This window comes from Prochlorococcus sp. G4PB16 (assembly GCF_059772465.1).
This window is the reverse complement of sequence record NZ_CM186289.1, coordinates 856,803-882,667: the sequence shown is the minus strand read 5'-3', so window position 1 is coordinate 882,667 and position 25,865 is coordinate 856,803. Positions and strand designations below refer to the sequence as shown.

Genomic DNA, 25,865 nt, shown 5'->3' with positions numbered 1-25,865 from the left:
TTGCAGCTCTTTTTTATGTTGCAACTTCAAAAATACTTTCTGATATTGCCTTGATTTGTTCATCGTTATAACCCCATTTATTAAGAAAAATCAAGTCTGCTCCAAAACCTTTTGTTGCATCAAGTAAAACATCTAATCGTTTTTTTACCTGAGTTGAATCTAAAAGTTTAAGTAATTCAATACAACGAATTTTTATTCTCTCTGATTGGATTTCCTGAGGATCATTGTTTTTTCGATGTGTAATTATCATTGCTGAACTCATGGCAAGGTTTTTTACGGTTAAGTCAACAACAATTTTTCCAGAATTTCTTAATTGAAAAATCAAGGCATCAGGAAATCTATCCATTAATGGGCAATCTATTGAGAGACTTACAACAAAAAATCCTCGTGCACCCTCAACTGTTTTAATAAGCTCTCCAATTCGATCTGAAATAACTTCGTCACTAATTTCATCATTTTCCCAACTTTTGCACCAAAGCATTGATGCTTGCATAGCCTCTTTAAAAGTTGGTTTCTGTTCATTCATGGTTTTCCTGCTCTTTTAGAGTAAGGCTATAGATAATCGTAGAGAAAGAAATGTCTGTGGGAGATTTAAATCAAAAGGATTTTAAGTCTGGATTTATTGCATTAATAGGTAGACCCAATGTTGGTAAATCAACTTTAATAAATCAATTTGTTGGTGAGAAAATTGCGATTACATCACCCATTGCTCAAACCACTAGAAATCGATTAAAAGTAATACTTACGAATAAAAAGTCTCAAATTATTTTTGTAGACACCCCTGGTATTCATAAGCCTCACCATTTATTAGGTGAAAGACTTGTTCAGAGTGCAAAGAGATCTATTGGAGAGGTGGATGGGGTTTTAGTTATTTTTGAGGCCAATCATTCTCCAGGTAGGGGCGATGAATTTATTTTGAATTTGATTAGAAATTTACAAATCCCAGTGATTGTTGCTTTGAATAAATGGGATCTTGTTAAGTTGAGTCAATTTAATGAACGAAAAAAAGAATATTTAGATTTTTTTGAGGGTACAAATTGGCCAGTTTTTTATTGTAGTGCTCTTACAGGAAATGGATGTAATGAATTGATAAATGAAATAGAAGAAAAACTACCTTTGGGTCCTCAGTTATATCCAAGTCATATGACTTGTGATCATCCTGAGAAGTTTTTGATGGCTGAATTTATAAGAGAACAAGTTTTAATAAATACACGCGAAGAGGTTCCTCATAGTGTTGCAGTCTCTATTGATAAAATTGAAGATATACCCTCGAAAAAAAAATCTAAAGAGAATTCAAGAACAGGAATACTTGCAACTATTTGTGTTGAAAAAAAAAGTCAGAAAGGTATTTTAATTGGTAAAGGGGGAAGTATGTTGAAGAAAATTGGCCAGGAATCAAGACTACAAATTCAAACTTTAATTAATGGAAATGTCTATTTAGAATTGTTTGTTAAAGTTGTTCCTGACTGGAGAAGTAAATCTTCTCGACTTAATGAGTTTGGTTATGAAGGGAGCTAATTAAAATGAGTAAATTGAGGTTCGATGTAGTCAGCCTTTTTCCAGAAGCTTTTAAAAATTTTTTTAATCATGGACTTATAAAAAAGGCATTTGAAGAGAAGATTTCATCAATTCATATACATAATCCTCGTGACTATGCAATAGATAATTATCGAAAAGTTGATGATGAACCATATGGCGGAGGCGCTGGTATGGTTTTGAAGCCCGAACCTTATTTTTCGGTATTTGATCAAATTCCAAAGCTAAATAAAAAAAGGATACTTTTGATGACTCCACAAGGTAGAAAAATATCTCAATCTGATTTTTCTAGATGGTCAAAAGAAGATCAACTTATATTGATATGTGGTAGTTATGAGGGATTTGATGAGAGGATTCGGTCTCTAGTTGATGAAGAGATTTCAATAGGAGACTTTGTTCTTACCGGTGGAGAAATCCCTGCAATAGCTGTGATTAATGGAGTAGCTCGTTTATTGCCTGGCACTTTAGGCAGTGCTGAATCACTAGAAGAAGAAAGTCATAATGATTTTCTTTTAGAACATCCGCAATACACACGTCCTTCAGAATTTAAAGGTATGAAAGTTCCTGATGTTCTTCTGAGTGGTAACCATAAATTGATTAAAAAATGGAGGCAGAGGCAAAGAGAAATGAGGACTCAGTCACGTAGACCTGATTTGTTTGAACTTTGGAAGCTCGATCAATTATCACTCGAAAAGACAAGTTCATTATTGAAAACTGAAGTGAGCTTACAAATAGGTAACGAATATGAAATATCTGATCCTTGGTTCGATGATTGAACCAAGGATCAGATATTTCATATTCTTGTATGTAATGATTATGAGTCAACTTGAAAGAGTAAGAAGTGTTGCCAATAAGTGTGCTTTTTGAGCATTGATTTAGGACTGATACATGATAAAAACTAAGTTGTATTGAGATGATTTTAAGAATGCAACGAGCAAGAATGATATCTAATCCATTACCAAAAGGAACTCCAGTCAATCTGCGAAGAAGAGACTGGGGCATTGAAAGAGCACATACAACACCTAAAGGAAATGAAATATGTACACCCGCGCCTTATGAAAAATCAACTAAAATAAATAGAAAATTTCAGATATTGACAACAGATTTAATTGATCTGGGATATGTAGGTTGAGAAATCTCTATTTTTCAGTTTTAAAGTCGTTTCTAATAAGAAAGTTATTTATATTTGCCATTAAATAGTGATTTTTCTTTATCATTAACTGATTTGCGAGTATTAAATAACGCTTACTTAAATCCACTAAAGTTCGCTCTGTGCTGAACTATGATGGAATGATAGACAATTATTTAATTAATTACTTCGTAAACTTGCGTAGTTGAATTACAGATGAGTCAAAGGTCGAACTTCTTCCCCGAAAACCTGTGGTATGACTGATAATTTTCCTCAGCTACGCATCGGTAATGGTTATGACATGCACCGATTGGTTCCTGGTCGACCTTTAATACTTGGCGGGGTCAGGTTAAATCATCCTGAAGGTCTAGGGCTTGATGGGCATAGTGATGCAGATGTTCTTACTCATGCAATTATGGATGCAATCTTAGGAGCGTTATCTTTAGGTGATATTGGAAAGTATTTCCCTCCACATGATCCTAAATGGAAAAATGCAGATAGTTTGCTTCTTCTTGAACAAGTAATGGAATTAATAGAGAAGAAAGGTTGGCAAATTCAAAATATTGATTCAGTTATTGTTGCTGAAAGGCCAAAATTAAAACCTTATATTGACTTGATGAAGGAAAAAATATCGAGGAAGATAGGAGTCGACATTGATGATGTTGGAGTTAAAGCAACTACGAATGAGAGATTAGGTGCTGAGGGGAGAGAGGAAGGTATATGTTGTCATGCAGTGGTTTTGATGAAAAGGAATGAAAACAAGTAGAAAGAAAAATTTTATCGAAAAAATATTTAGGTTCCTTTTTGTTTCATTGATTTTTCTGTCTACTATTTTTGGAAACCTGAAAAACATTCAAGCTGAGTCGTTACTGAAAGTGAATTTTCCCAAGGGATCTATTGTCGAGCACCTTAAGCTTGATGTTCCGAAAAAATTTAAACATGCTTGGTTAAAAGCCGAAGAAGGGAGTTGGGAACCATGGTTGTTGAAACAAGATGGTTTTTTAGGACGCCAACTTTTTTGGGATCCTAAAGTTGAGGAAGCAACCTTATTGATTGGATGGGAGTCAAGAGCAGTTTGGAAAAAAATCTCTCAGACAGAAATAAATTTTGTCCAGCAGGATTTCGAAAAGATTGCCAGAAAAGAAACAGGTGAAACTAGCGGAAATCCTTTCCCATTGATTTTTGAAGGGGAGTTAAATCCAGAATAAAATGAATCAATCAATTATTGATTTTCAGAGGCGCCGTCGTCTAGGTGTAATTGAGGCCATATGGGGGGAGCATAAAACAATTGAACAAATTTCTGAAATTTTGAAAAAATATCAACTTGAGTCTGAAGTTGCTTTGGTAACAAGACTTTCCAAAGAGAAAGGAGAAAAACTATTAGTTGAATTTCCTTCTGCAGAGTTTCATGAAATATCTGGTTGCTTAACTATGGGGGAGTTTAAGGAATGTACTTCTTCGGAAGAAGAAGTAATTATTTTGACTGGAGGAACAAGTGATCTTGGAGTGGCTTCAGAAGCAGAAATAGCTTTGAATTTGCATGGAATAAAAACTAAATTATTGATTGATGTTGGTGTCGCAGGACTTCACAGGCTACTAGATAGGTTGGAAGAGATAAAATTAGCAAAAGTAGTTATTGTGTGCGCCGGCATGGAGGGCGCTTTACCCACTGTGCTTGCTGGATTAATTCCACAGCCAATTATTGGACTTCCTGTTTCAGTTGGATATGGGATTAGTGGTGGAGGTAAAACGGCTATGGAGGGAATGCTTGCAAGTTGTGCTCCAGGTTTATTAGTAGTAAATATTGATAATGGTTATGGTGCCGCAATGGCTGCTATGAGGATTTTATTAGCCTAATCTTTTGTTGAATTTATTTCTAGAACCTGTTCTAACCACAATTTCAACGAGTTTGGCAGTAAACCTTTTTCATATCGGAACATTGCTTCAGTAAGAACAGGTGTGTTTATCCATTGGATAGTCTTTCTCCTCATTTTTACTCTATTTTTTCACCTAAGTTGGACTATTTACTTTAGGAGCGCAAGGGGGAATTTGTAGTCTTAAGATTCTTCGTCATATTTGCTACCAAGTCTTGTTAGCTCATCACTATTGTTGCTCGATTCAACATCGAGAAGTCGAGTGACTAATTCTGATAAATCTCTTTGAGCAAGCTCTCCAGAGCTTTCCCATTTCATTGAACGAGGTTCTGGTTGTGAAGAAGCCGACACTTCTATTATTAAATAACTGTCACGGAATGCTAACTGTTATTTGTTTGTTTTTTGTCTCTTCTTTACGTAAATAAGATGAAAAGAATATAAAGAAATCAGGTTTTTGGTCTCTTTTGTTACTGGCTTTATAAATGTTTAAGATTTGGGTATTGAGTTATAAGTTCTTCTTCTCTCAGAGTTTCTCCCTCTCCGTCGGGTTGCCAGATAACTTCTAAAGCAATTAAATCATTTGATGTTATTGAGCCGAGTAATCTCAATGCATCTGTGATAATTTCGTTACTTGCATAGTTTTTTAGTTTTAAATCCTTTTTGGTTGCCACTAGAATCGTTATTGCTATGTATTCGTTTGTTGAATCAGCATCACCAGCATGGGAGGAGTCTTTGTTTGTTGGTCTAGATATTTGACCGGAATAGTTTGAGGTGAGTTCTGCTTTTAACTTACTTCTTTCAGTTATTGCTATCCGATTAAATGTTGATTCTGCGGAAGAAAAAGGAACGGAACCTGTTTCTATATTTGAATAGACCCATAATTCGGACTTACGTAATAAGGAGAGTGTTGTTTCTTGAAGAACTCTTTGAAGACCGGATGACGTTGAGGTGTTTGAAGAGGATGCAAGCTCTCTGAGCTTTAATTGGATATCTTTTGCGCTTGCCAACAAGCCAATCTGAAACTGTATTAAGGATACGTTGGTTGGGTTTGTAGATTGAGAAACTATTGAGTTGTTACTTGAGCTGGAAAAATCTGAAGGGTTTTTAAATGAATTAACAATCACACCAACGATTGACATAAGTATTAAAAATCCGAAAATCCCACCGCCACCAAATCCAAATATTGGTAATAAGAAAGGGAACCCAATCCCGCCTCCTCTATAGCCACTTCCATAGCCTCTAAAATTATTGCCTCCATAGCCTCCGTAATTTTGGCTTCGTGGTGCAGAGGGTGACTGAAAACTTCCTCCACCAATACGACCTCCACTTGCCGCTGAAGCCAGGTTGGGATTAATAAATAAAAAACAGGAAATTATTGATGAAATAATCAGAAAAGAAAAAAATCTTTTTCTTTTAAACCAGTTAAAGAGAGTAAATTGGAACACTTATTTTTTAGGTATTGACTAACTGTAGGAACCTCCACCAACAATTGTCACAACTTCTAAGCAATCGCCATTTTTTATTTTTGTACATAACCAATCTTTTGGATTAATAATTGCACCATTTAATTCAACTACAACCAATTGAGGTTTATAACCTAAGTGTTCAAGTAAACCCTCTAGTAGAAATTCTTTAATAGGGTTATCAATGGTTTTAGTTTCGCCGTTAATTGTTAATTTCATGTTAGTAATTTTAGAAGCTCTTCAGTTTTTGAAAAGGGGTCATTTGAATTAATGATTGCATCTGAAACGGCTATGCGTAGATTATTTATCTGGTTTAATTTGTTGATATTTGATCTATTAATTCCACCAATAGCAAATGCAGGTAGGAGAGTTTTACTTAATCCCTGTCTAAGGTTGTCAATTCCAATTGGATTTAGTTTCTTTTTTGTTTCAGAGGGAAAAACAGGTCCTATGCCAATATAGTCACAGCCTTCCTCTTCGGCATTCTTTATGTCTTCAAGGCAATGCGTGCTTCGGCCAATGATCTTTTCATCCCCTAAAAGCTCTCTCGCGATTTTTGTTGGGATATCGTCTTGACCTAGATGAATTCCATCAGCGTCAACCGCAAGTGCGATATCGATACGATCATTGACTATAAAAAGTGAATTGTATTTTTTACAAAGAGAGGCTAGGCATTTTGCTTGAAAAATTTTTTCATTATCATTTAAAAATTTTTCTCTATATTGAACTATTTTTACGCCAGCTTTTAGGGCCTGAAGAACGATTTCTTCAAGATTAGTCTTTTTTGTGGTGATTAAATATATGGAACAATCTTGTAAATTTTGTCTTTTAGGTAACCCCTGGGTTGTATTAAGCACTTTTATCTCTATCTCATAAGTTTCGTATCTAATTTTGGTAGCTACTTCACAAAGCTTCGGGTCTGTTATCCGTGTAAATTCCTCTATTACTCTTAAGGCTTCTTGAACTCTAGATGAGTTCGCAATAAATACAGACTCTGGGGTTGATCTGATTTTTTGTAAAGGATGAGAAACCCCCATCGCTGGGTCATTGGATGTAAGCCTCGCTTTTCGATAAATGTTGAGGTGATGTACCCCTAATTGTTGTCTCCAATCTTTAATTTGAATAGAATAATCCCTTCTTTTTAGACCAAACCTGCACCAATCTTCCATTACTCGAAGCCCTTCCCTAGCTCGATCAAGGTTCGCGTCAATTAATTGAGCAATACGATTATTAGATGGAGGGGTGACAGGCATTGATTTCATGTCATCCTTTATTAGATGATATGTATTTAAATTTTATTGTGGAAAATGATTCTGAGAACAATATGACCGTGCTTATTTGGGGTGTTTTTTTGTTGGGAGGCATAGGTTTATTTGTTGTGTGGGGATTATCTAATGCTTATCCCACTATTACTTAGATTTAGTAGTTTTTTCCAATATTTCTTTTGCCAATTTTGCATCTAAACTTATTTGTTGGCTCAGTGCTTCAAGGCTTTCAAACTTTTTTTGAAGTCTAATTCTTTGTACAGGTTCAATAATTAATTCTTGTCCTAATAGGTTTATTTCTTCTTGTAGAAGGTGAACTTCTACTGCTGATAATGAGCTTGGATCAATTGTAGGCTGAGGACCCATATTCATAACAGCTGAATAACGTTCTTTTTTGTTTGCTATTGAAGCCCAGGCTGCATAGACTCCCAAAGTTGGAAGGAATTTTCGACCATCTATTTTTAAATTTGCTGTTGGCCATCCAATCTTTTTCCCTAACCCCTTGCCTTTCTCTACCGTTCCTTTGAAGGTATATGGACGCTTCAGCAAATATTTTGCGTGTTTTAAATTACCGTCATTGAGTGCATTTCGTATTCTGCTACTACTAATCCGACCATCATTGTCCTCAAGGATAGGAATAGTAGAAATTTTTATACCAAGCGATGCGCCTATCTTTTTTAAAGTATGAATATCACCTTCTCTATTGTTCCCAAACCTAAAATTTTCTCCAACTGCTATGTGTTTGGCTTGAAGGGTTTTTACTAGTATTTCATCTACAAATGTCTCAGCACTTTTAGAGGCAAGAGTTTTATTGAATGGAACTAAAACTAATTGTTCTATTCCCAGTGGCTCGAGCAGTGATGTTTTTTCAGTTGGTAAATCTAATCTTAATCTCAATTCTCCGAAGAGAACCTCACGTGGGTGAGGCCAGAAACTGACAACAGTTGGAACCCCAATTGGATCTTTTACTATAGCTTTTATTACTTTTTTATGACCTAAATGAAGGCCATCGAAACTACCTAAAGCAAGTGCTGTAGGTAGTTTCGCGTTCTCAGGAGCACAGAGAGGGATCAAGATAAACGTGCAATTTTTGTGCTTAAATGGCAAGTTTGGTTTATTGCCTTATTCATCGTGATAGCAGATCAACGTGACTTTCAATTGCTTTCTCTAGGGATGAGAAGAATTGGTTGGCTTCGTTTTTGGATTCAAACAATTTTGGGTGTAGTGGTGGTGGGTGTTTTGTTGTTTAACAATGTTGGAAGTAGTTTAGCTAGAAACTCAGAGAGAGCATTGGGCTTAGGGCCAGGTTTGTCTCTCACGACATTGGCATTCATTTTATTGTTATTTAGCCTTTGGCAAGGCTGGTTGATAGTAAAGACTGGTAGAGCCCTAGGGAGCGAGGCTCGCCCAAGTAGAGGCGAAACGAGTCGATTGCTTAAGAGAGGCTTGATTGTCGATTTAGTTGGATTGGTATTTTCGTCGATTGGATATCAATCTTTAGCAGGCGCTTTGTTCGTTCAGGCGTCAATGCAAGCCCCTGGGATTTCCATTGGTGCAGGTATGAGGGCAATGGAAAATTATCCAATTACATCTTTAGAAATGCTTTCTGTCTTGAGTAACACACAAGTTTTATTTGCTCACTTGATTGGGCTGATTTTTTCTTTGTGGCTATTGCAAAGGATTTTTAGGAAAAACTAACTTTTAGATTAATTTTGGTAATTCATTCAAATCTCCTCTCCAAAAGAGATCTGGTTGAATAGGGGTTAATGAAGGCGAGCATAAAGCGATTTGAGATACATCACTTGGCCATCCTTTAGGTCCTTCACCAGCAGATTGAAGATCTTTTACGGCTTCTCCAGCCATCCAAAAATAGGTATTACCTCTTGGGTCGACTCGACGAATGAATTGTTCCTCGTATTGCCTTATTGAGAGTCTTGTCCAAACCAAATCTCCCATTTCTTTTTCTTCACAAGGAGGGATATTTAAATTTAGGAGTAAATTTTTTGGCCAACTTTGCTCAATTGCTTTTTCTGCAATATCTAAGGCTATTTTCCCAGCAAAACTAAAACTTTTCCATTGGAAACTTGCAATGCTTGCTGCTATGGAGGGGATTCCATCCAATGTCCCTTCAAGTGCAGCAGCCACAGTTCCTGAGCAAAAAATATCAGTACCTAGATTAGGTCCATGATTAATTCCGGAAAGAATTAAGTCTGGCTTTTGATCAAGAAGTTCATTAAGTGCGAGTTTTACGCAATCAGCAGGAGTACCACTACAACCCCAAGCTTTAATTCCTTCCCCAAATAATTCGTCTGCTTTTTCAGCTCTTATTGGGGAATGTAAAGTTAATCCATGACCAGTTGCTGATCTTTCTTGATCAGGACAAACAACAGTAACTTTATGTCCTCTTTTAGCTGCAGAAATAGCAAGTGTTCTTATCCCTTCTGCAAAAACTCCATCATCATTACTAATTAAAATTCTTAATGGTTTCATTTTTTAGCGATTGGGTTTTAGAACTTGGACTAATTACCGATTAAACTAGTACTTGAGATAGGAATTCATTGAGTTCAACATTATCCCTAAAACAGCTCATTAATGAGCTTGAGATTTTAGAAAACGAGGCTGCAAAAGAGATTGCTGCTTCTGAAAATCCTGAATCAATAGACAAATTAAGGTTGGGTTTCCTTGGAAAAAAAGGAAAACTCTCAATTCTTTTGGGCGAGATGAAAAATCTTTCTAGTGAGGAAAGACCTTTAATTGGTCAAAGAGCGAACGTTTTAAAAACTCAATTGCAAGAATTAATAAAGGAAAAGCTTGAATTTTTAAAAACTCAGTCTTTAAATCAGATACTAATAAAAGAAACTATAGATGTTACAGCACCTCCAACTGGTATTTCTCAAGGACATAGGCATCCTTTAATAACAACTACTGAGCAAATAATTGATCTTTTCTTGGGTCTTGGATACCAAGTTTCTGAAGGTCCTGAGATAGAAAATGATTACTATAATTTTGAAGCCTTAAATATTCCGCCAGACCATCCAGCTAGAGATATGCAAGATACTTTTTATTTAGGTGGAGAATATCTTTTAAGAACTCATACTTCACCTGTTCAGATCCGTTGCCTTGAGAGTAAAAAGCCTCCTGTAAGAATTGTCTCTCCTGGTCGTGTATATCGAAGAGATGCAGTTGATGCTACACATTCGCCAGTTTTTCATCAAATAGAGGTTTTGGCAATTGATCAAAATCTCGACTTTAGCCATCTCAGAGGAACAGTGATGGCTTTTTTAAAAGCTTTTTTTGGAGATTTACCTATTCGATTTAGGGCTAGTTATTTCCCATTCACTGAACCATCGGCAGAGGTTGATGTTCAATGGAGAGGGAAATGGTTAGAGGTTATGGGTTGCGGAATGGTTGATCCTGCTGTTCTTGAAGGATTAGGAATTGATCCAGACAAATACAGCGGATTTGCGGCTGGACTTGGTGTTGAAAGATTTTGTATGGTTCGTCATGGTGTGGATGATATTCGAAAGTTATACACAAGTGACCTTAGGTTTTTAGAACAATTTTAAAGTTGAATATTTTTTTGAATTAATTTTTTATGGTATTAAATAAGTATTATTCACATTTAATTGTAATATTGATGAATAGTTTGTGAAGTATGATCGGTGCCCCGAGTAGGACTGATCGTTAATGACGGGAAAGAGCTTGCTATTAAAACAGCAAAAACTTTTCAAAAGAAACTAGAAGGTTCTGGTTTTGATGTTGTCAGAGTTAGTAGCGCAGGCGGGTTATTAGGTTTTACTAATCCTGATCAATATATGAGTTCACAAGGATACAACTCATGTATTCCAGATGGCTTTGACTCTTCAATCTTGTTTGCTGTTGTCTTAGGAGGGGATGGAACTGTTTTATCTGCAGCAAGACAAACTGCACCTATTGGTATTCCCATACTCACTATTAATACAGGACATTTAGGCTTTTTAGCTGAGGCGTATCTTTCAGATATAGATAAAATTTTCAAGCATTTAGTTGCAAGAAAGTGGAAAATTGAGGAGAGAACCAGTCTTGTCGTAAGTGTTATGAGAGGAGATCAATGCCGTTGGGAAGCCCTCTGTCTTAATGAAATGGCATTACATAGGGAACCTATGACAAGTATGTGTCATTTTGAAATTTCTGTTGGTCGGCATGCACCCGTAGACATTTCTGCAGATGGCGTAATTCTATCTACTCCTACTGGATCAACTGCTTATTCGCTAAGTGCTGGGGGGCCAGTGATTACCCCAGATTGCCCTGTTTTGCAACTTACCCCAATCTCTCCTCATTCACTTGCATCAAGAGCGCTTGTCTTTAGTAATGAAGAACCAGTAACAGTTTTCCCTGCGACGCCTGAGAGATTGATGATGGTTGTAGATGGCAGTGCAGGCTGCTATGTCTGGCCAGAAGATCGGGTTTTAATTAGAAAAAGTGACCATCCGGTTAAATTTATTAGACTTTCAGATAATGAGTTCTTTCAAGTCCTTAGAAATAAATTAGGCTGGGGATTACCTCATGTAGCCAAACCTGATAAAAGATAAATTTAAAGTAATTCACCTTTTAAAATAAAGACAGGATTTAACGGAGATAATCTTATATCATCTCCAATATTTACACCTCTATATGATTGATGCTGACTAACTGATAACTTGTTAACTTTTGTTTTTAGTAATGACTCTAATCTTGATAATGATTTTAATGATATTAAAGGTATAATAATAATAGAGCAAGGATTAATTCTTTTTAATACTTCTTCAATGATTAAATATAAATATGATCCTCCACCACCTATGATTACTCTGTCTGGACATGAAAGATTATGTGTTATTTTTCTTTCTTTGAATACATTTAATACTTCATCTTCAATTATCAAAGATGGAATAACCCCAAGTCTTTTTGAGTTCTGATATATTATATTTTTACTTCCAATTCTTTTATCTATTGAGAGTAATTTCATGTTTGGAGATATTCTTAAGGCCTCCAATCCTATGCTTCCAACGCCACTACCTATATCCCATATTACTCCTTGCCTCGGCAGATTAAGTTCAGAAAGGATTTGAACTCTAACTTCTTTTTTTGTCATTAATCCAGGGCAGTCTCTATTTTGGAGGAAGATTGAATCATTTATTCCAAATAAAGGTAATTCTTCAGGTCTTTTTAGTGGCTCAAGTTTTTCAAAAAGAATCACGAGATGTAAAGGATCAAGATCAATTGGGAAATCTTTAATCGAATTAATCTTGATGATTCTTTCGTTTTTATATCCAAGCCTCTCAAAAGTCCAAAATTCATATTTTTTCTCAAATTCTAATGAATTAAGCAATTTATAAACTTCTTTAGCACCACCTTTATTTGGGTCGGTTAAAACGACTAGTGATGAGGGAAGTTTTTTAATTATCTTTTCAAATGCGAGGTGATCTCTTCCATGGAGACTGATCCATTGCGTGTCTTGCCAAGGTTTACCCAACCTTGAAAAAGCTAGTTGGAAAGAAGTCGCAGCAGGCTCAAAAGAAAGTTTTGATAAAGGAAAATTTTGTATTAATAATCTACCAATTCCAAACCATAGAGGATCACCTCCTGAAAATATAATTGTTGTTCTCTCTTCTTTTTTTAATAAACTTATAAAGTCATTTAATTTGTCAGTAGAAATCAACTCTATATTGTACTTTTTTACATTTTTATTTTTTAACCAAAACTTTAATGAATCTAAAATTCTTTGAGGAGCAGCAATTCTTTCTGCTTTGAATATTTGTTTCTCTTTAGATTCAAAAAAACTTTCAACATTAGAAGTATCAATTCCTATTACGTTTATCTGAGTAGACTCATTTTGCATGGCTTAGCTTAATGGACCTAGAAAATTTCTTTTTTATAGCTTTACTATTTTTTTGATGGAAATCAACTAAAACTTCAATAGTTAGTTTGAAAATTTTGTGAATCTTAAAAAAAATCAAGCTGAAAAGCACCTTTCTAGAAGATCTCGACTTAATGAAATTTTGATAGCTTTGATTAATCAACAAAAAGATTTAGAACTAATGGACGAAGGTATTGAGGTCTTTCAAAATCCTATTAATCACTCGAAGAAATATGATTCTTCAAAAATAATTGAACGTAATCAACGTATCATTAAGAAATATCAGTCACTCGTTCGCTCAGCAATTGCATTAGATGCGCTACTTGAATCAGAACAAAATGAAATTAGTGATGGAATGTTTTCTTAAGGCTTTTTTTCAAATACTTTCTTGTCTTTTAATTTCGTGTTGTTTTTTTACAATCGCAAAAAGCAGTTATGCTGATTCAAGTAAAAACATAAGTAATCAGCAAAGAGAAATAAAAAGAAGTATAGAAAGCTTGAGAGATATAGATTACCAAACTTGGCAAGTCATCGTATATCCAAGTTCTAAAGTCTCAAAGAATTTAAATTTAAGAATTGTTGGTTTCCCAGGATCTTTAAGGTTTGATCATCCTACCAATTTAATAATAAATTCAGGAAGAAAGAATTGGGAGCTCAAAGACATAACAAACAAAATAAAAGTTAAATCTGAGGTTTTGAATGATTCTGCTGCAGAATTTGATATTGGTCCTTTGATTACTGATTTGGATAAAAACAGACCTTTAAGATTGAACTTGCCAGGGGTAATAAACGATTTACCTATCCCCCCTTATCTAGTAAGTGAATGGAGAACGTTAGTTCAAGGAAATGATTGATTTACCTTTGGATCAGAAAAGATGGGTGCCATGGATGAGACGTTCAATCCAGTTGGCACTATTAGCAGAAGGTAGAACAAGTCCCAATCCGCTAGTAGGAGCAATTGTGCTTGACAGAAGTGGGAGACTTGTAGGAGAGGGTTTTCATTCTGGAGCAGGCAATGCTCATGCTGAAATAGAGGCACTTAATCAAGCTACAGATAAGTCACTTGAAGGAACAATTGTTGTAACACTTGAACCATGTTGTCATCAAGGTTTAACACCACCTTGCACAGAAGCGATTATAAAAGCAGGTCTTAAGAGAGTTGTTATTGGAATGGTTGATCCTGATCCAAGAGTTTCAGGGAATGGAATTTCAAGGTTAAAAGAAGCTGGATTAGAAGTAATAGAAGGTGTTTTAAACAAGGAATGTGAAGTGATTAATCGCGAATTTATTTTTCGAGTTCGTAATGGTCGTCCATGGGGAATTTTAAAATGGGCAATGAGTCTTGATGGAAGAATAGGTTTACCTAATGGACGCAGTAAGTGGATTACAAATAAACCTGCTAGGGAAAAAGTCCATCACATTAGATCGAAATGTGACGCAGTAATAGTGGGAGGAGGAACTGTTCGGGCTGATAATCCTCTTTTGACTTCAAGGGGAAAATCAACTTTTGAACCGTTAAGGGTGATTTTCTCAAGGTCATTAGATTTACCTAAATCTGCAAAACTTTGGGATACGAGAATTGCTAAGACAATCATTGCTTATGGGCCAGAAGGGGATGAAGCTTTCTTTTCTGATTTGCCAGATGGCCCAGAGAAATTGAGATTAAATTCGAATGATCCATCTGAATTGCTGATCTCTCTTGCGAAAAAAGGTTGTAATAAAATCCTCTGGGAATGCGGACCACTTTTAGCTACAAGTGCAATTGAGGCTGAATGTGTTCAGGAATTAGTGGTTTTTGTTGCACCAAAACTCTTGGGAGGGAAGTCTGCAATGACTCCTCTTAACAGTTTTGGATTTGAATCAATAAATTCTACCTACAAATTGCAACATTCTTTTTTAGAACAAAAAGGGGAAGATCTTTGTTGGAGTCTGCTTATTTAGGGCTTTAACTTTTTAAATTTAGATATTCGTTCGGATCTCCCTCCAGGTCAACAAGTCGATTTGGGATGAAAGTTGTCTAACTTGGTAGGAAATAAGTTTTTGCTAATGCCAATACGACAGGATGAAAACCAACCTAATAGACGTTTTGGGATAATTAATTTAGTTCTAATAGGTTTTGGAGCTCTACTTTTATTTAGTAGCTTTTTCCCCAGCTCAAATACTCAAGTTCCAAGGGTTCCTTACTCTTTATTCATCAATCAAGTTGATGACGGAGAAGTAAAACGCGCATACATAACTCAAGATCAAATTAGATACGAGCTTTCCACTGCGGAAGAAGGAGCACCATCTGTTCTTGCAACAACTCCAATTTTTGATATGGAGTTACCTCAAAGACTTGAGAAAAAAGGAGTTGAGTTTGCAGCTGCGCCCCCTAAAAAGCCCAACATCTTCACAACAATTCTTAGCTGGGTAGTTCCACCCTTAATTTTTATTCTTGTATTGCAATTTTTTGCACGCCGAAGTATGGGGGGAGGCGGTGCTCAAGGTGCTCTTAGCTTCACAAAAAGTAAGGCTAAAGTTTACGTCCCTGATGATGAATCAAAAGTTACTTTTGAAGACGTAGCAGGAGTAGATGAGGCTAAAGATGAATTGACTGAAATCGTAGATTTTCTTAAGAAGCCTCAAAGATATACAGATATTGGTGCACGAATTCCTAAAGGTGTTTTATTAGTAGGTCCTCCGGGGACTGGTAAAACCCTTCTATCCAAAGCAGTAGCAGGTGAAGCAGAAGTTCCTTTTTTTATTATTTCTGGTTCAGAATTCGTTGAGTTATTTGTTGGGGCAGGTGCAGCTAGAGTTAGAGACTTATTTGAACAAGCGAAGAAAAAAGCACCTTGCATAATATTTATTGATGAATTGGATGCGATTGGCAAAAGCCGATCAGGTTCTATGGGTGTAGTAGGAGGAAATGATGAAAGAGAGCAAACTTTAAATCAACTTCTCACAGAGATGGATGGTTTTGCTTCAACAGACAAGCCAGTTATAGTACTTGCAGCTACTAACCAACCTGAGGTCCTTGACGCAGCGTTATTACGTCCAGGTAGATTTGATAGACAAGTCCTTGTTGACAGACCTGATTTATCCGGTAGAAAAACTATCTTAGAAATTTATACAAAGAAAGTTAAACTTTCAAATGAAATTGATTTGGACCGTATAGCTCAAGCAACTAGTGGATTTGCTGGCGCTGACCTTGCCAATATGGTTAATGAAGCAGCCCTTCTAGCTGCCCGAGGTAAAAGGACTTCAGTTGAACAAAAAGATTTAAATGAAGCGATTGAAAGAGTGGTCGCAGGATTAGAGAAAAAAAGCCGAGTTTTGCAAGATGATGAGAAAAAAATCGTTGCTTATCATGAGGTCGGCCATGCAATAGTTGGTCACCTAATGCCTGGGGGTAGCAAAGTAGCAAAAATATCTATCGTTCCAAGAGGAATGAGTGCTTTGGGATATACCCTTCAATTGCCAACTGAGGAAAGATTTTTAAATTCAAAAGAAGATTTACAGGGTCAAATAGCTACTCTCCTTGGCGGTAGATCTGCAGAAGAAATAATCTTTGGAAAAATCACAACAGGAGCATCAAATGACCTTCAAAGAGCCACTGATTTAGCAGAACAAATGGTGGGTACCTACGGAATGAGCGATATTCTTGGACCCTTGGCATATGACAAGCAAGGAGGTGGTCAATTCCTTGGTGGAAACAACAACCCAAGAAGAGAATTAAGTGATGCAACTGCTCAAGCTATAGATAAAGAAGTTAGAAGTTTGGTAGATCATGCTCATGAAAACGCCTTAAATATACTTAAGAACAATCTTTCTTTATTAGAAGATATTTCTCAAAAAATCCTTGAGAAAGAAGTTATAGAGGGAGATGAGCTCAAAGAAATGCTTTCAAACAGTGTGATGCCTGAAAAAGTTTTAAATTAAAAGACTTGACTTTTATATCCTTTATCTCCGATAAAGGATATTTGAGGCTTATTTATGGCTTCAGTATCTATCGGCTTAGCTTCAGAATTAAATTCTTTCAGTAAAACAAATTTTCTTTCTTCATCTGATTTAAAAAGCAATCAGATTATTTCTTTATTTGAACTGGCAAAACAGCTAAAAACAGGAAATAGAAGAATAGACCTCGGAAATAGAGTCCTGGGCTTAATATTCAAAAAAGCCTCTACAAGGACAAGAGTCAGTTTTCAAGTAGCGATGGCAAGGCTTGGAGGTCAGACTGTTGATTTGAACCCTCAGGTTACACAACTTGGAAGGGGTGAACCAATTAAAGATACAGCAAGAGTTTTGAGTCGTTACTGTGATGTCCTTGCAATTCGAACATTTTCTCAGAAAGAACTAGAAGAATATGCTGAATGGTCGACTATTCCTGTTATTAATGCTCTAACTGACCTTGAGCATCCTTGTCAGGCACTAGCTGATTATTTAACAATTCAGGAGAACTTTGGAGCTCTTAAAGGTATCAATCTTTCATACATCGGGGATGGAAATAATGTCGCAAATTCATTGATGATCTGTGGAGCGATGTTGGGCGTTAATGTGACAATCTGCTCTCCAAATGGGTTTGAAGTAGATCAAAATATTGTAGAGAAGGCTCTATCAATTGCAGAATTTGGTTCGAAGATATCTATTTGCAATGATCCTTTAAAGGCAGTCAAAGAAGCTCAAGTGATTTACACTGATGTTTGGGCTTCAATGGGTCAAGAGGGAGAACATTTAAAGAGGAAAAAAGTTTTTGAAAAGTATAAAGTTGATCGGAAATTAATAGATCTTGCAAATGATGATCTAATTGTTTTGCATTGTTTGCCTGCTCATAGAGGAGAAGAAATAACAGAAGAGGTTTTAGAAAGTCCAAGTAGCCATGTTTTTAATCAAGCGGAGAATCGTCTTCATGTTCAGCAAGCTTTGCTTGCTGTTCAGCTTGGAGGACTTTAGGGTTGCGATTTTGAGGAATTTTAGGTACATATGTATTGAAGGACATATGTACTTAAATTATTCGAATGCCGGAAGAAGCTCTGACCACGGCCCAACAAGAACTCTATGATTGGCTTGTTGATTTCATAGGAAATCATCATCACAGCCCTTCAATTAGACAGATGATGCAAGCAATGGGGCTAAGATCTCCAGCACCGATCCAAAGTCGTTTAAGACATTTACAGCAAAAAGGTTGGATAAAATGGCAAGAAGGCCAAGCAAGGACGCTCCAGTTAATAGAAGAGAGTATTTCCGGTGTGCCTGTTTTGGGAGCAATAGCTGCTGGTGGATTAGTTGAAACTTTTGATGATGTGCAGGAAACTCTGGACTTAAATTCAGTTCTTCAACTAAAAGGACTATTTGCTTTAACGGTAAACGGAGATTCAATGATTGATTCTTTTATTGCTGATGGAGATATGGTTTTAATGGAACCTGTTTGTGACCCTTCTCGCTTGAGGAACGGAACTATTGTGAGTGCAATGGTTCCTGGCCTTGGGACTACTTTGAAGCATTTTTTTCGAGATGGAAGCTTAGTTCGTTTAGAAGCAGCTAATACCTCTTATGAACCTATAGAAATTGACGCTGAACAAGTGCATGTTCAAGGAAAGTTAGCAGCTGTATGGAGGAAAACCTAATTCTTTTCTATAACTAATTAAAATTAATCAACTTTTTTGCCTTCCAAGCTTTGAGCAAAGATTTTCTAATATTATCTTCTCGATAAACTAAATCATCTGCTGCAGTTAATGGACTTTCAGTTGCCAAGAAAGGCTTTCTTGTAGAAACCCCCAGTCCTTTTGCTTCTAGATAAATACCACCTTCCATGTGAACTATTTGAAAGGTCCAATTTTTATTCCAATAAATGGAAAACGGATTATGCATAAAATCACTATGACTCTAAATTATCTTTTATTGGCATGAAAGTCAGCAAAATAAATTAATTAGTTAATCGGCATATATCAAAATTTATTTTAAAAGATACAATTGAAATTATGACCTAATTATCTATATTATTAAAATAGTATGATAATGAAAAAAATATTTTTTAAGATTCTCTTGCTAATTAAACGATTTAGGTTTTAGATCTTGAAATAAATGATTCGCATAAAAAGGAATTAGGACTATTTCGTCAAGGGGAAGGACTGGAGAAGACTTGCTAGATATAGAAAAGCTAGAAAAGCTAGCACTGGTAGCCTTTCTCCTGTTTAATTATCTTTTCTATTAAGCTTAAGAAAGGTATATGGGTTGCATGTTTTTTCTTGAAAATGAATAAAACAGTATTGAATTTCGAGGAACTTAATAGGGGTTTTTCCACTTTTCCACAAAATTCATAATTTTAAAAAAATCTCAATAGGGTTCATGGCAATTGAATAAGTGGATTAATTACAAAAAAAACTTGAATTGATAAATCTCAGACATAGCAACCGTTTTCAAGGTTTTAGTATCTGTTGATACAACGAAATGTTCTTGTTAAAAATTCCGGACATAACTTCTTGTTATATGTGGAAACGAGGAAAATGTGGAAAAGTATCACTTTGTACAACGACCCCCTTGAAAGATAACTTTTTACGTCGGAAATTTATGGATTTAGTCTTGTCTTTTAGTGAAGGTGTGATTTTGTTAGTAAATTTTTGTTATGGATAATTTTCCCTACACAACTTTTCTAAAAAAAACTATTAAATCTTTGCAAATAGAAAACTTATTTAAATAAATTAAAATTAAGTTGATCCAAGAACCACAAAATCATCTGTTGAAATTAATTAGAAGATTAGAGAATTTTTTCAGAACGGTTTTGGTTGATTTTTATTAGGAGATAAATAATGAGTAATTTTTGATAAATATAGAAAAATAATACTTAAATCAAATCTTATTTTTACTATTATTTTCAAACTTCTATTTTTGTTGATAAATGAACTAATTATTTTCTAACTATTTGTTTATTATTTTGAAGAGTTCTGATACTTCACTTGAAAATCGATTTAAAAAATCTAGTATGTCCTAAATTTTTTAGTTTTTACAAACCCAAAATTGATACATACCGATGAAAGTATTTGTGTGCTTTTCTTCAAATTTTGCCCAGTTTTGTAAGTTGGTTTGTATCTTATCTTGTGGAAAGTAGCTCTTATATAGAGATTTTATTGGTTGAGGAAGTATAAATCCTAGAAACTTTAAATTATTTACACTTAAAGTCTCCTCTATTTGCTTAATTGTGAATCTATGTTCTTGAGCGTGAAAGCAAAGGTCACGGAACTCTGATAATGAATAAAAGTCTGCAAGGTCTTTTAAAGAATTTAAACCCTTTAATTGACCAGAAATAATTTTTTGTCTGAAATTACGGATATCTTTTTCATTAGTTTCAATTTCGTGTTTTTTTATATAATCTCTTGCATTCTTAACAACTTTTCTTGCTGAATCACTATATAAACCTAGATTTAGAAATCCATTAGGTTTTAAAATACTTAATAATGATTTCAACCCTTTTATAGGATCCTCCATATGATGTAAAACACCACTTGATTCAATAATATCAAAATCTTCCTCTAGTAAATTTACTTTTAATATGTCCATTTGAATTAGTTCGACATTATGAATGGCAAGTTCTTCAATTTTCCTTTGTGCATAAGAAAGACTGGCTAAGCTTAAGTCTATACCTGTTATTTGAGCATTATTATATCTCTGAGCACTTAAAATATGTTGACCTGTTCCACATCCAGCAACCAAAACTTTTAATTTGCTTTTACCTGAATTATGCCTGATATAATTAGGTTTTATTTCATGATTAATTGCTTGACTTACAGTGATTTGATTCTTTATTAAAAGGTTTCCATATTTCCATCTAGGATAGGGATTTTCTTCATATTGAGATTTTACTTTTCTAGAAATATTATCATTAATTTGGCCTATTTTTTTTATTCTTTTAGATAATTCAACTTCATTTAAAGGTTCTAATATTTGTAACTTTATTAGTTCTTTAAATCTTTGATTAGATGAACTAAATTTTTTTAGTGATGGTAACTTAGTAAGAAGTTTATATAATGGAAAATAGCAGGATAAAATTGAAATATTTGTTTCATTCACTTCGCCATCTTTACATCTATTTATGATTCTAAAAACAGATTCATTTTCTTGTTCAGTAAATGAATAAATATACTCATTAAGGAAGCATTGCTCTCCTAAAGCAAAAATAAATTCTAATTCAGAGTTTTTAATCCTCTCTTTATTTTCAGAGATCTTATGGCATAGCTTTTCTCTTAGCTTGGTTAGTAGTTCCTCTGATTTTAGATCTTCAAATATAAGATTTTTAAGTGCTTTAATTATGAGCCGATCAGTTATAAATAATTCTATTTCTGAAAAACTTGAATCTAATGTCTTTAGATTATTTATTATTTCACTTCTATATAAATAATTAATTGGTTTGAATAATGTTTTATGAGGCAAATCGTCTTTTTCTAGTAGAACATGCAGTATTCTTTTTAATTTTATTGTATCTAACTTAGATGGATCTGAATCTTTTAGAAAAAGAGTTATAGAAGAATAAACATTAGATAGTTTGGGATTGATTTCAATTACTTTCAGATAAGAATCAAATGCTTCTTGTGATTTACCAAGATCCTTCAATATACTTCCCAGATTTAAATGAGCATTTGCAAAATCAGGCTGAAGTTCAAGTGCTTTGCGAGTGGATATTTCTGCTTCTTTTAATTTGCCTAGATCTTTTAATATATATCCTAGATTTGAATGAGCCTCTGGGAAATTAGATTTAAGTTCAAGTGCTTTGCGAGTGGATATTTCTGCTTCTTTTAATTTGCCAAGATCTTTTAATATATTACCCAGATTTGAATGAGCCTCTGGGAAATTAGATTTAAGTTCAAGTGCTTTGCGAGTGGATATTTCTGCTTCTTTTAATTTGCCAAGATCTTTTAATATATTTCCTAAATATAGATGAGCCTCTGCGAAATCAGGTTTAATTTCAATGCTTCTGCTAAGAGATGATACGGCGTCTTTAATTTTATTTTTTTCAATGAGGATTTTGGCAAGAAGAAAATGAGATTTAAAAATATTAGGATTGAGATAGATAGCTTTACGACAAGCTTGTTCAGCTTCTTGTATCTTTCCTAGATCTTTTAAAACGGATCCAAGGATTAAGTGAGCCTTAAAGAAGTCAGGCTTGAGTTCAATGCATTTTCGCAAGGATTGCGCTGCTTCTTGAAGTTTATTTTGCTCAAGGAGGATTGTTCCGAGAAGGAAATGAGAGTTAAAGAGGTTAGGGTTAAGTTCTATTGCTTTGCGAGTGGATACTTCAGCTTCTTTGTCTCTCCCTAATTCTTTTAAAATAGCCCCAAGGTTTAGATGAGGTTGAAAGAAATCCGTTTTAAGCTCAATAGTTTTTCGAAGAGTCTGTTCTGCTTCTTGTAGTTTCTTCTGCTCAATAAGGATGCTGCTTAGCAACAAATTTGAGTGAAAGATATTGGGGTTTAGATCTATTGCTTTGCGACAACAAATCTCAGCTTCTTTACTGTTTCCTAATTGAAAATAACCATTTCCTAGATTGCTCCAAGCAGAAGCTGATTGAGGGTCAGATTCAGTTGCTTTTGTTAGTAATGCTAATGCTTTTTGTTTGTCACCTGCGTTGAGTTCAATGCTACCGAGATTAGTTAATGCTAGAGCATAATTATTATTAATAGAGAGTGCTTTTTCATAATACTTTTTAGCTTTATCAATATCCCCCATGGCTTGATATAAATTACCTAGATCTTTAATTACTTCATAATCATCAGGCTTAAGTATTAGTAATCTGTTCAAATATAAAAGAGCTTCATCTATTTTTCTTGTTGCTAAAAAAGATTTTGCTATTAATTTTATAGCTTCTATAGAATTGTTATCAGTATTTAATATTTGATTACAAGTGGCAATTGTTTGTTGATATTTATTTTGTTTAAATAGTGATTGAGCTATTTCTATATTAGCGTTCAAATCAAGAAGTAAAGTATATTCCTTATTATATCAGAATTTTTGTGGTTTTTTGTAGAACTGAGATATGAACCCATAAATATCTATAAAATAATAATCTCAAAACAAAAATCTACATGAAATATATATTTTCTATTTTATTATGGCAGGGTATATTTCTACTTTAGGCAAAGGAAATATTAGCCTACCACCATTGCTGATAAATTCTTTTTCACGCTCAATAAATTCATTTTTAAAGTGCCAAGGCAAAACCAGATAATAATCTGGTTTTAGTGCTCTTGACTCTTCCTCGGATATTATTGGTATATTCGTTCCTGGCGTTCTGTGTCCATATTTCCATTCATTCCTTTCTGCTGCTGCATCTATAAGCTCATTGTTAATTCCAAAAAATTGTAAGAGTACATTCCCTTTTGTTGAAGCTCCATAGATATGTATTTTCTTACCTTTCTTTTTTTCTTGTATGATAAAGCTCAATAATTCATCTCTTATTGATAATATTTTACTTTTAAACTCTATAAAAGTTTTTTGATTATCTATTTTGGCTTTTGACTCTATACTTTCAATAAGATCAAGATTTTTAGTATTTGTTTTATAATTGGAATTAGAGTGACAGATAAACACTCTTAATGAGCCACCATTCATATTATTAGTTTTTACATTAAATACTCTTAACTTTGCAAGACTTGTTACTAGTTTTATTTGTTTTAGTCCATAATAAGCTAAATGTTCATGGCAAATACTATCGAAAGATAAATCTTTAATCAAAATTGGTAGGTATGATTGTTCCATAATCCAAATCCCATTTTCATCTAAAATGGAAGCAATATCTTTTGCGAAGTTATTTGGGTTAGGTACATCATAAAAAACAGCTATTGAAGTAATTACTTTTGCTTTTTTAGTTGGACTAATCGAATTAAATATATGCTTTGAAAAAAATTCAGAAGATAAGTAAGTATTTGCTACAGGGTAATATGATCTATATTGTGTAATAGTAGGATCTATTCCAATTAGATTTATTTTAAACTTACTTTTATAGCTTTTTAATAGAGTGCCATCATTACTTGCTATATCTAAAACTGTATCTCCTTCTTTAATTTCAACTATTTTCTCTAGTTGGCTAACTATATTCCTGAGATGGTCACGCATTGTTCTATTAATACCAGATCTATATCCATAACCTTTTCTATATAAATCATTAAAGTCATAGTCATGAGTAAGCTGGGTTAAGTTGCATTTAGGATTGCAACATTGGACTAAATTAAGAGGAATTATTTCAGCATCAGCTTCATTTTTAGCTGGGAATCGAGTCGAAAGTGCTTGTAATCCGAAATCAAAAACAGGTATTAGATCCTTACAATTACATAAGCGACAGGAAATTCTTTTTATTATTTTCATGATTAATCCTGATTAGGTACTTGTAGATAAAATGTAATCAATTACATTCTTAGACTCTGGTCCATATTCTATTTCTTTTGAAAGCACTTGATTATCTATTGGGCCTTCAAATATTGACTTTGAATTAATTTTTCTTGCTACTTCACCAACACTAATGGCGTTATTCCCACCTAAATCTTTTATCCCACATAAATGAATGTTATTAGCTATCCATTCACCTACCCATTCCACGGGTGCAAAACAATATAAACTTTCTTTAGATATATAAACACGATTATTTTTTAAGAGGTCAATTAAAACACCTTTATTCAATCTTTCTCCATACATTGGTCCTAAACGAAGAATTAGATTATTTTCATTGCTTACAATCTTTTCGGCAGCAGCTTTGTGTCTACCGTATATTGTATTCAATTGAGAACGGGCAGATATAGAGCTGATTTGAATAATCTTTGAGCTTTTCCAATCATTTACTATATCAAATGTTTTTTTAACTGTCTCGTGAAAATCTAAATGAGGGTTTTGATTTGCCCAAAATCTTTTCGATGGCATTGCAGCATTAATTATTACATCATATTGTTTTTTTACTTTTGATTCTTCATAGTTTTCTCTAGTTATACAAGTTGTAGAAATCTCTTTATTATTCAAAATAAATTTCTTGATTGATCTACCTACAAAGCCATTTGACCCAATTAAGCCTACAGATTTCAATTTATTTACCTCTATTACTGATCAACTCTAACAATAGGTGGATCACAATCGTCCCAACGCTTGGTTAGCATTGCAATTATTGTCATCTCTGTAATGGCATAGACAGTATGAAATACATTAGTTTCAGTACGAATGCACATACCTTTACTTAAATGTATAAAACTTTCACTTTCTTTGTCCTCAGGCTCTTCTCGTGTTACTAGCACTCCTGAACCTGATGATACTAAAGAATATTCAATAAAATGTGGATGGTAATGGAATCCTCTTGTTTTGCCTGGTTGAAAGTAAAGCATATTAAATTCCACAAGTGGCTCATCCGGAATCCAAGTAAAGATTCCTCCTCTCCCATCTCTAACTGTGTCTAAGTTGCATTGAGGTCTTAATATTTCGACCTTCTTGCGCTTTACTGATGAGGACTGTTCCATTCCTGAATACTATCAAAGATTTCTTTCTAATCAATTAAAATTATTTTTACTATAAGATCAAAGTGACTTTTTTATTCGTATATTTTTAATTAATCTTATGAGATCATCTTAGATATGTAAGATTATAAAAATTGATTAGATTTTTATTAGTCCTCAACTAGTTTTCTATAGTCTGGATATGATTTTTCAATAAAATGATATGTATATGTTTTTTATTTATTTCTACAATACGATTGGAGTAAGCTCTTTATTA

At 34.3% G+C, this 25,865-nt stretch carries 28 protein-coding genes; 15 read left to right on the top strand and 13 right to left on the bottom strand.

Annotation, left to right across the window (positions count from 1 at the left end; all coding sequences use genetic code 11):
• Nucleotides 1–13: 13 nt before the first annotated feature.
• Nucleotides 14–526: a sll1618 family protein gene (locus tag AC6EIZ_RS05290; protein WP_498512962.1), complete on the bottom strand. Its 513-nt coding sequence runs from the start codon at nucleotides 524–526 to the stop codon at nucleotides 14–16.
• A gap of 50 nt (nucleotides 527–576) precedes the next feature.
• Here AC6EIZ_RS05290 and era point away from each other — a divergent pair, with 50 nt between their 5' ends.
• From era to larB, 6 genes are all read left to right on the top strand, one after another.
• A complete protein-coding gene (gene era, locus AC6EIZ_RS05285; protein ID WP_498512961.1) occupies nucleotides 577–1,518 on the top strand; it encodes a GTPase Era in 942 nt (313 codons plus the stop codon).
• Nucleotides 1,519–1,523: 5 nt separating this feature from the next.
• Nucleotides 1,524–2,312 carry a tRNA (guanosine(37)-N1)-methyltransferase TrmD gene (trmD, locus tag AC6EIZ_RS05280; RefSeq protein ID WP_498512960.1) on the top strand — a complete coding sequence of 263 codons (789 nt, stop codon included), beginning with the start codon at nucleotides 1,524–1,526 and terminating at the stop codon, nucleotides 2,310–2,312.
• Nucleotides 2,313–2,461: 149 nt separating this feature from the next.
• A complete protein-coding gene (locus AC6EIZ_RS05275) occupies nucleotides 2,462–2,668 on the top strand; it encodes a hypothetical protein (RefSeq protein WP_498512959.1) in 207 nt (68 codons plus the stop codon).
• Between the two features lie 253 nt (nucleotides 2,669–2,921).
• On the top strand, nucleotides 2,922–3,431 hold the full coding sequence (gene ispF, locus AC6EIZ_RS05270; RefSeq protein WP_498512958.1) for a 2-C-methyl-D-erythritol 2,4-cyclodiphosphate synthase: 510 nt from the start codon (nucleotides 2,922–2,924) through the stop codon (nucleotides 3,429–3,431).
• A 109-nt stretch (nucleotides 3,432–3,540) separates the two neighbouring features.
• Complete coding sequence (locus AC6EIZ_RS05265) at nucleotides 3,541–3,873, top strand: TIGR03792 family protein (protein ID WP_498512957.1); 333 nt, start codon at nucleotides 3,541–3,543, stop codon at nucleotides 3,871–3,873.
• Nucleotide 3,874: 1 nt separating this feature from the next.
• A complete protein-coding gene (gene larB / locus AC6EIZ_RS05260) occupies nucleotides 3,875–4,522 on the top strand; it encodes a nickel pincer cofactor biosynthesis protein LarB (RefSeq protein WP_498512956.1) in 648 nt (215 codons plus the stop codon).
• A 200-nt stretch (nucleotides 4,523–4,722) separates the two neighbouring features.
• Here the strand turns inward: larB and AC6EIZ_RS05255 are convergent, their stop codons facing one another.
• The 5 genes from AC6EIZ_RS05255 to AC6EIZ_RS05235 all read right to left on the bottom strand — a co-directional run bounded on the left by AC6EIZ_RS05255 (nucleotide 4,723) and on the right by AC6EIZ_RS05235 (nucleotide 8,341).
• On the bottom strand, nucleotides 4,723–4,890 hold the full coding sequence (locus AC6EIZ_RS05255; RefSeq protein ID WP_269606593.1) for a DUF8633 family putative protein: 168 nt from the start codon (nucleotides 4,888–4,890) through the stop codon (nucleotides 4,723–4,725).
• Between the two features lie 125 nt (nucleotides 4,891–5,015).
• Nucleotides 5,016–5,984: a DUF1517 domain-containing protein gene (locus AC6EIZ_RS05250; RefSeq protein ID WP_498512955.1), complete on the bottom strand. Its 969-nt coding sequence runs from the start codon at nucleotides 5,982–5,984 to the stop codon at nucleotides 5,016–5,018.
• Between the two features lie 18 nt (nucleotides 5,985–6,002).
• Nucleotides 6,003–6,221 carry a sulfur carrier protein ThiS gene (gene thiS / locus AC6EIZ_RS05245; RefSeq protein WP_498512954.1) on the bottom strand — a complete coding sequence of 73 codons (219 nt, stop codon included), beginning with the start codon at nucleotides 6,219–6,221 and terminating at the stop codon, nucleotides 6,003–6,005.
• Entirely contained in the window at nucleotides 6,218–7,264 is a 1,047-nt protein-coding gene (locus AC6EIZ_RS05240) for a thiamine phosphate synthase (protein WP_498512953.1), read from the bottom strand. The genes thiS and AC6EIZ_RS05240 overlap by 4 nt, the downstream gene beginning before the upstream one ends.
• A 147-nt stretch (nucleotides 7,265–7,411) precedes the next feature.
• Nucleotides 7,412–8,341 carry a bifunctional riboflavin kinase/FAD synthetase gene (locus AC6EIZ_RS05235; protein WP_498512952.1) on the bottom strand — a complete coding sequence of 310 codons (930 nt, stop codon included), beginning with the start codon at nucleotides 8,339–8,341 and terminating at the stop codon, nucleotides 7,412–7,414.
• A 60-nt stretch (nucleotides 8,342–8,401) separates the two neighbouring features.
• Here AC6EIZ_RS05235 and AC6EIZ_RS05230 point away from each other — a divergent pair, with 60 nt between their 5' ends.
• Nucleotides 8,402–8,965, top strand: a complete 564-nt coding sequence (locus AC6EIZ_RS05230) for a DUF3611 family protein (protein ID WP_498513192.1) — start codon at nucleotides 8,402–8,404, stop codon at nucleotides 8,963–8,965.
• Between the two features lie 3 nt (nucleotides 8,966–8,968).
• On the opposite strand, the gene surE is transcribed toward AC6EIZ_RS05230, so the two are convergent.
• Nucleotides 8,969–9,757, bottom strand: coding sequence for a 5'/3'-nucleotidase SurE (gene surE / locus AC6EIZ_RS05225; protein WP_498512951.1), 789 nt, complete (start codon nucleotides 9,755–9,757; stop codon nucleotides 8,969–8,971).
• A 68-nt stretch (nucleotides 9,758–9,825) separates the two neighbouring features.
• Here surE and pheS point away from each other — a divergent pair, with 68 nt between their 5' ends.
• Together pheS and AC6EIZ_RS05215 are read left to right on the top strand one after the other, a co-directional pair.
• Nucleotides 9,826–10,833, top strand: coding sequence for a phenylalanine--tRNA ligase subunit alpha (pheS, locus tag AC6EIZ_RS05220; RefSeq protein ID WP_498512950.1), 1,008 nt, complete (start codon nucleotides 9,826–9,828; stop codon nucleotides 10,831–10,833).
• Between the two features lie 96 nt (nucleotides 10,834–10,929).
• The gene (locus AC6EIZ_RS05215) at nucleotides 10,930–11,838 is read left to right on the top strand and encodes an NAD(+) kinase (protein WP_498512949.1); all 909 of its coding nucleotides are present in this window, start codon (nucleotides 10,930–10,932) and stop codon (nucleotides 11,836–11,838) included.
• Nucleotides 11,839–11,840: 2 nt separating this feature from the next.
• Here AC6EIZ_RS05215 and cbiE read toward each other — a convergent pair whose 3' ends face one another.
• Nucleotides 11,841–13,127, bottom strand: a complete 1,287-nt coding sequence (cbiE, locus tag AC6EIZ_RS05210; RefSeq protein WP_498512948.1) for a precorrin-6y C5,15-methyltransferase (decarboxylating) subunit CbiE — start codon at nucleotides 13,125–13,127, stop codon at nucleotides 11,841–11,843.
• Between the two features lie 97 nt (nucleotides 13,128–13,224).
• Between cbiE and AC6EIZ_RS05205 the strand changes: the two genes are divergently transcribed.
• From AC6EIZ_RS05205 to lexA, 6 genes are all read left to right on the top strand, one after another.
• The gene (locus AC6EIZ_RS05205) at nucleotides 13,225–13,512 is read left to right on the top strand and encodes a DUF8678 family protein (protein WP_498512947.1); all 288 of its coding nucleotides are present in this window, start codon (nucleotides 13,225–13,227) and stop codon (nucleotides 13,510–13,512) included.
• Nucleotides 13,496–13,999 carry a DUF3122 domain-containing protein gene (locus AC6EIZ_RS05200; RefSeq protein ID WP_498512946.1) on the top strand — a complete coding sequence of 168 codons (504 nt, stop codon included), beginning with the start codon at nucleotides 13,496–13,498 and terminating at the stop codon, nucleotides 13,997–13,999. The genes AC6EIZ_RS05205 and AC6EIZ_RS05200 overlap by 17 nt, the downstream gene beginning before the upstream one ends.
• Nucleotides 13,992–15,086: a bifunctional diaminohydroxyphosphoribosylaminopyrimidine deaminase/5-amino-6-(5-phosphoribosylamino)uracil reductase RibD gene (gene ribD, locus AC6EIZ_RS05195; protein ID WP_498512944.1), complete on the top strand. Its 1,095-nt coding sequence runs from the start codon at nucleotides 13,992–13,994 to the stop codon at nucleotides 15,084–15,086. Before AC6EIZ_RS05200 ends, ribD begins: the two co-directional genes overlap by 8 nt.
• A gap of 105 nt (nucleotides 15,087–15,191) precedes the next feature.
• Entirely contained in the window at nucleotides 15,192–17,066 is a 1,875-nt protein-coding gene (ftsH, locus tag AC6EIZ_RS05190; protein ID WP_498512943.1) for an ATP-dependent zinc metalloprotease FtsH, read from the top strand.
• Between the two features lie 54 nt (nucleotides 17,067–17,120).
• Nucleotides 17,121–18,077 (top strand): ornithine carbamoyltransferase, encoded by a 957-nt coding sequence (gene argF / locus AC6EIZ_RS05185; RefSeq protein ID WP_498512942.1) that lies wholly within the window; start codon nucleotides 17,121–17,123, stop codon nucleotides 18,075–18,077.
• 65 nt (nucleotides 18,078–18,142) lie between these two features.
• A complete protein-coding gene (gene lexA / locus AC6EIZ_RS05180) occupies nucleotides 18,143–18,751 on the top strand; it encodes a transcriptional repressor LexA (protein WP_498512941.1) in 609 nt (202 codons plus the stop codon).
• Nucleotides 18,752–18,764: 13 nt separating this feature from the next.
• On the opposite strand, the gene AC6EIZ_RS05175 is transcribed toward lexA, so the two are convergent.
• The 5 genes from AC6EIZ_RS05175 to AC6EIZ_RS05155 form a co-directional block, all read right to left on the bottom strand.
• Nucleotides 18,765–18,938 carry a copper-binding protein gene (locus tag AC6EIZ_RS05175; RefSeq protein WP_498512940.1) on the bottom strand — a complete coding sequence of 58 codons (174 nt, stop codon included), beginning with the start codon at nucleotides 18,936–18,938 and terminating at the stop codon, nucleotides 18,765–18,767.
• Nucleotides 18,939–20,120: 1,182 nt separating this feature from the next.
• On the bottom strand, nucleotides 20,121–23,087 hold the full coding sequence (locus AC6EIZ_RS05170) for a tetratricopeptide repeat protein (protein ID WP_498512938.1): 2,967 nt from the start codon (nucleotides 23,085–23,087) through the stop codon (nucleotides 20,121–20,123).
• Between the two features lie 129 nt (nucleotides 23,088–23,216).
• The gene (locus AC6EIZ_RS05165; protein ID WP_498512936.1) at nucleotides 23,217–24,479 is read right to left on the bottom strand and encodes a class I SAM-dependent methyltransferase; all 1,263 of its coding nucleotides are present in this window, start codon (nucleotides 24,477–24,479) and stop codon (nucleotides 23,217–23,219) included.
• 12 nt (nucleotides 24,480–24,491) lie between these two features.
• Nucleotides 24,492–25,187, bottom strand: a complete 696-nt coding sequence (locus AC6EIZ_RS05160; protein ID WP_498512935.1) for a Rossmann-fold NAD(P)-binding domain-containing protein — start codon at nucleotides 25,185–25,187, stop codon at nucleotides 24,492–24,494.
• A 14-nt stretch (nucleotides 25,188–25,201) separates the two neighbouring features.
• Nucleotides 25,202–25,612 (bottom strand): cupin domain-containing protein, encoded by a 411-nt coding sequence (locus AC6EIZ_RS05155; RefSeq protein WP_498512934.1) that lies wholly within the window; start codon nucleotides 25,610–25,612, stop codon nucleotides 25,202–25,204.
• Nucleotides 25,613–25,865: the final 253 nt, after the last annotated feature.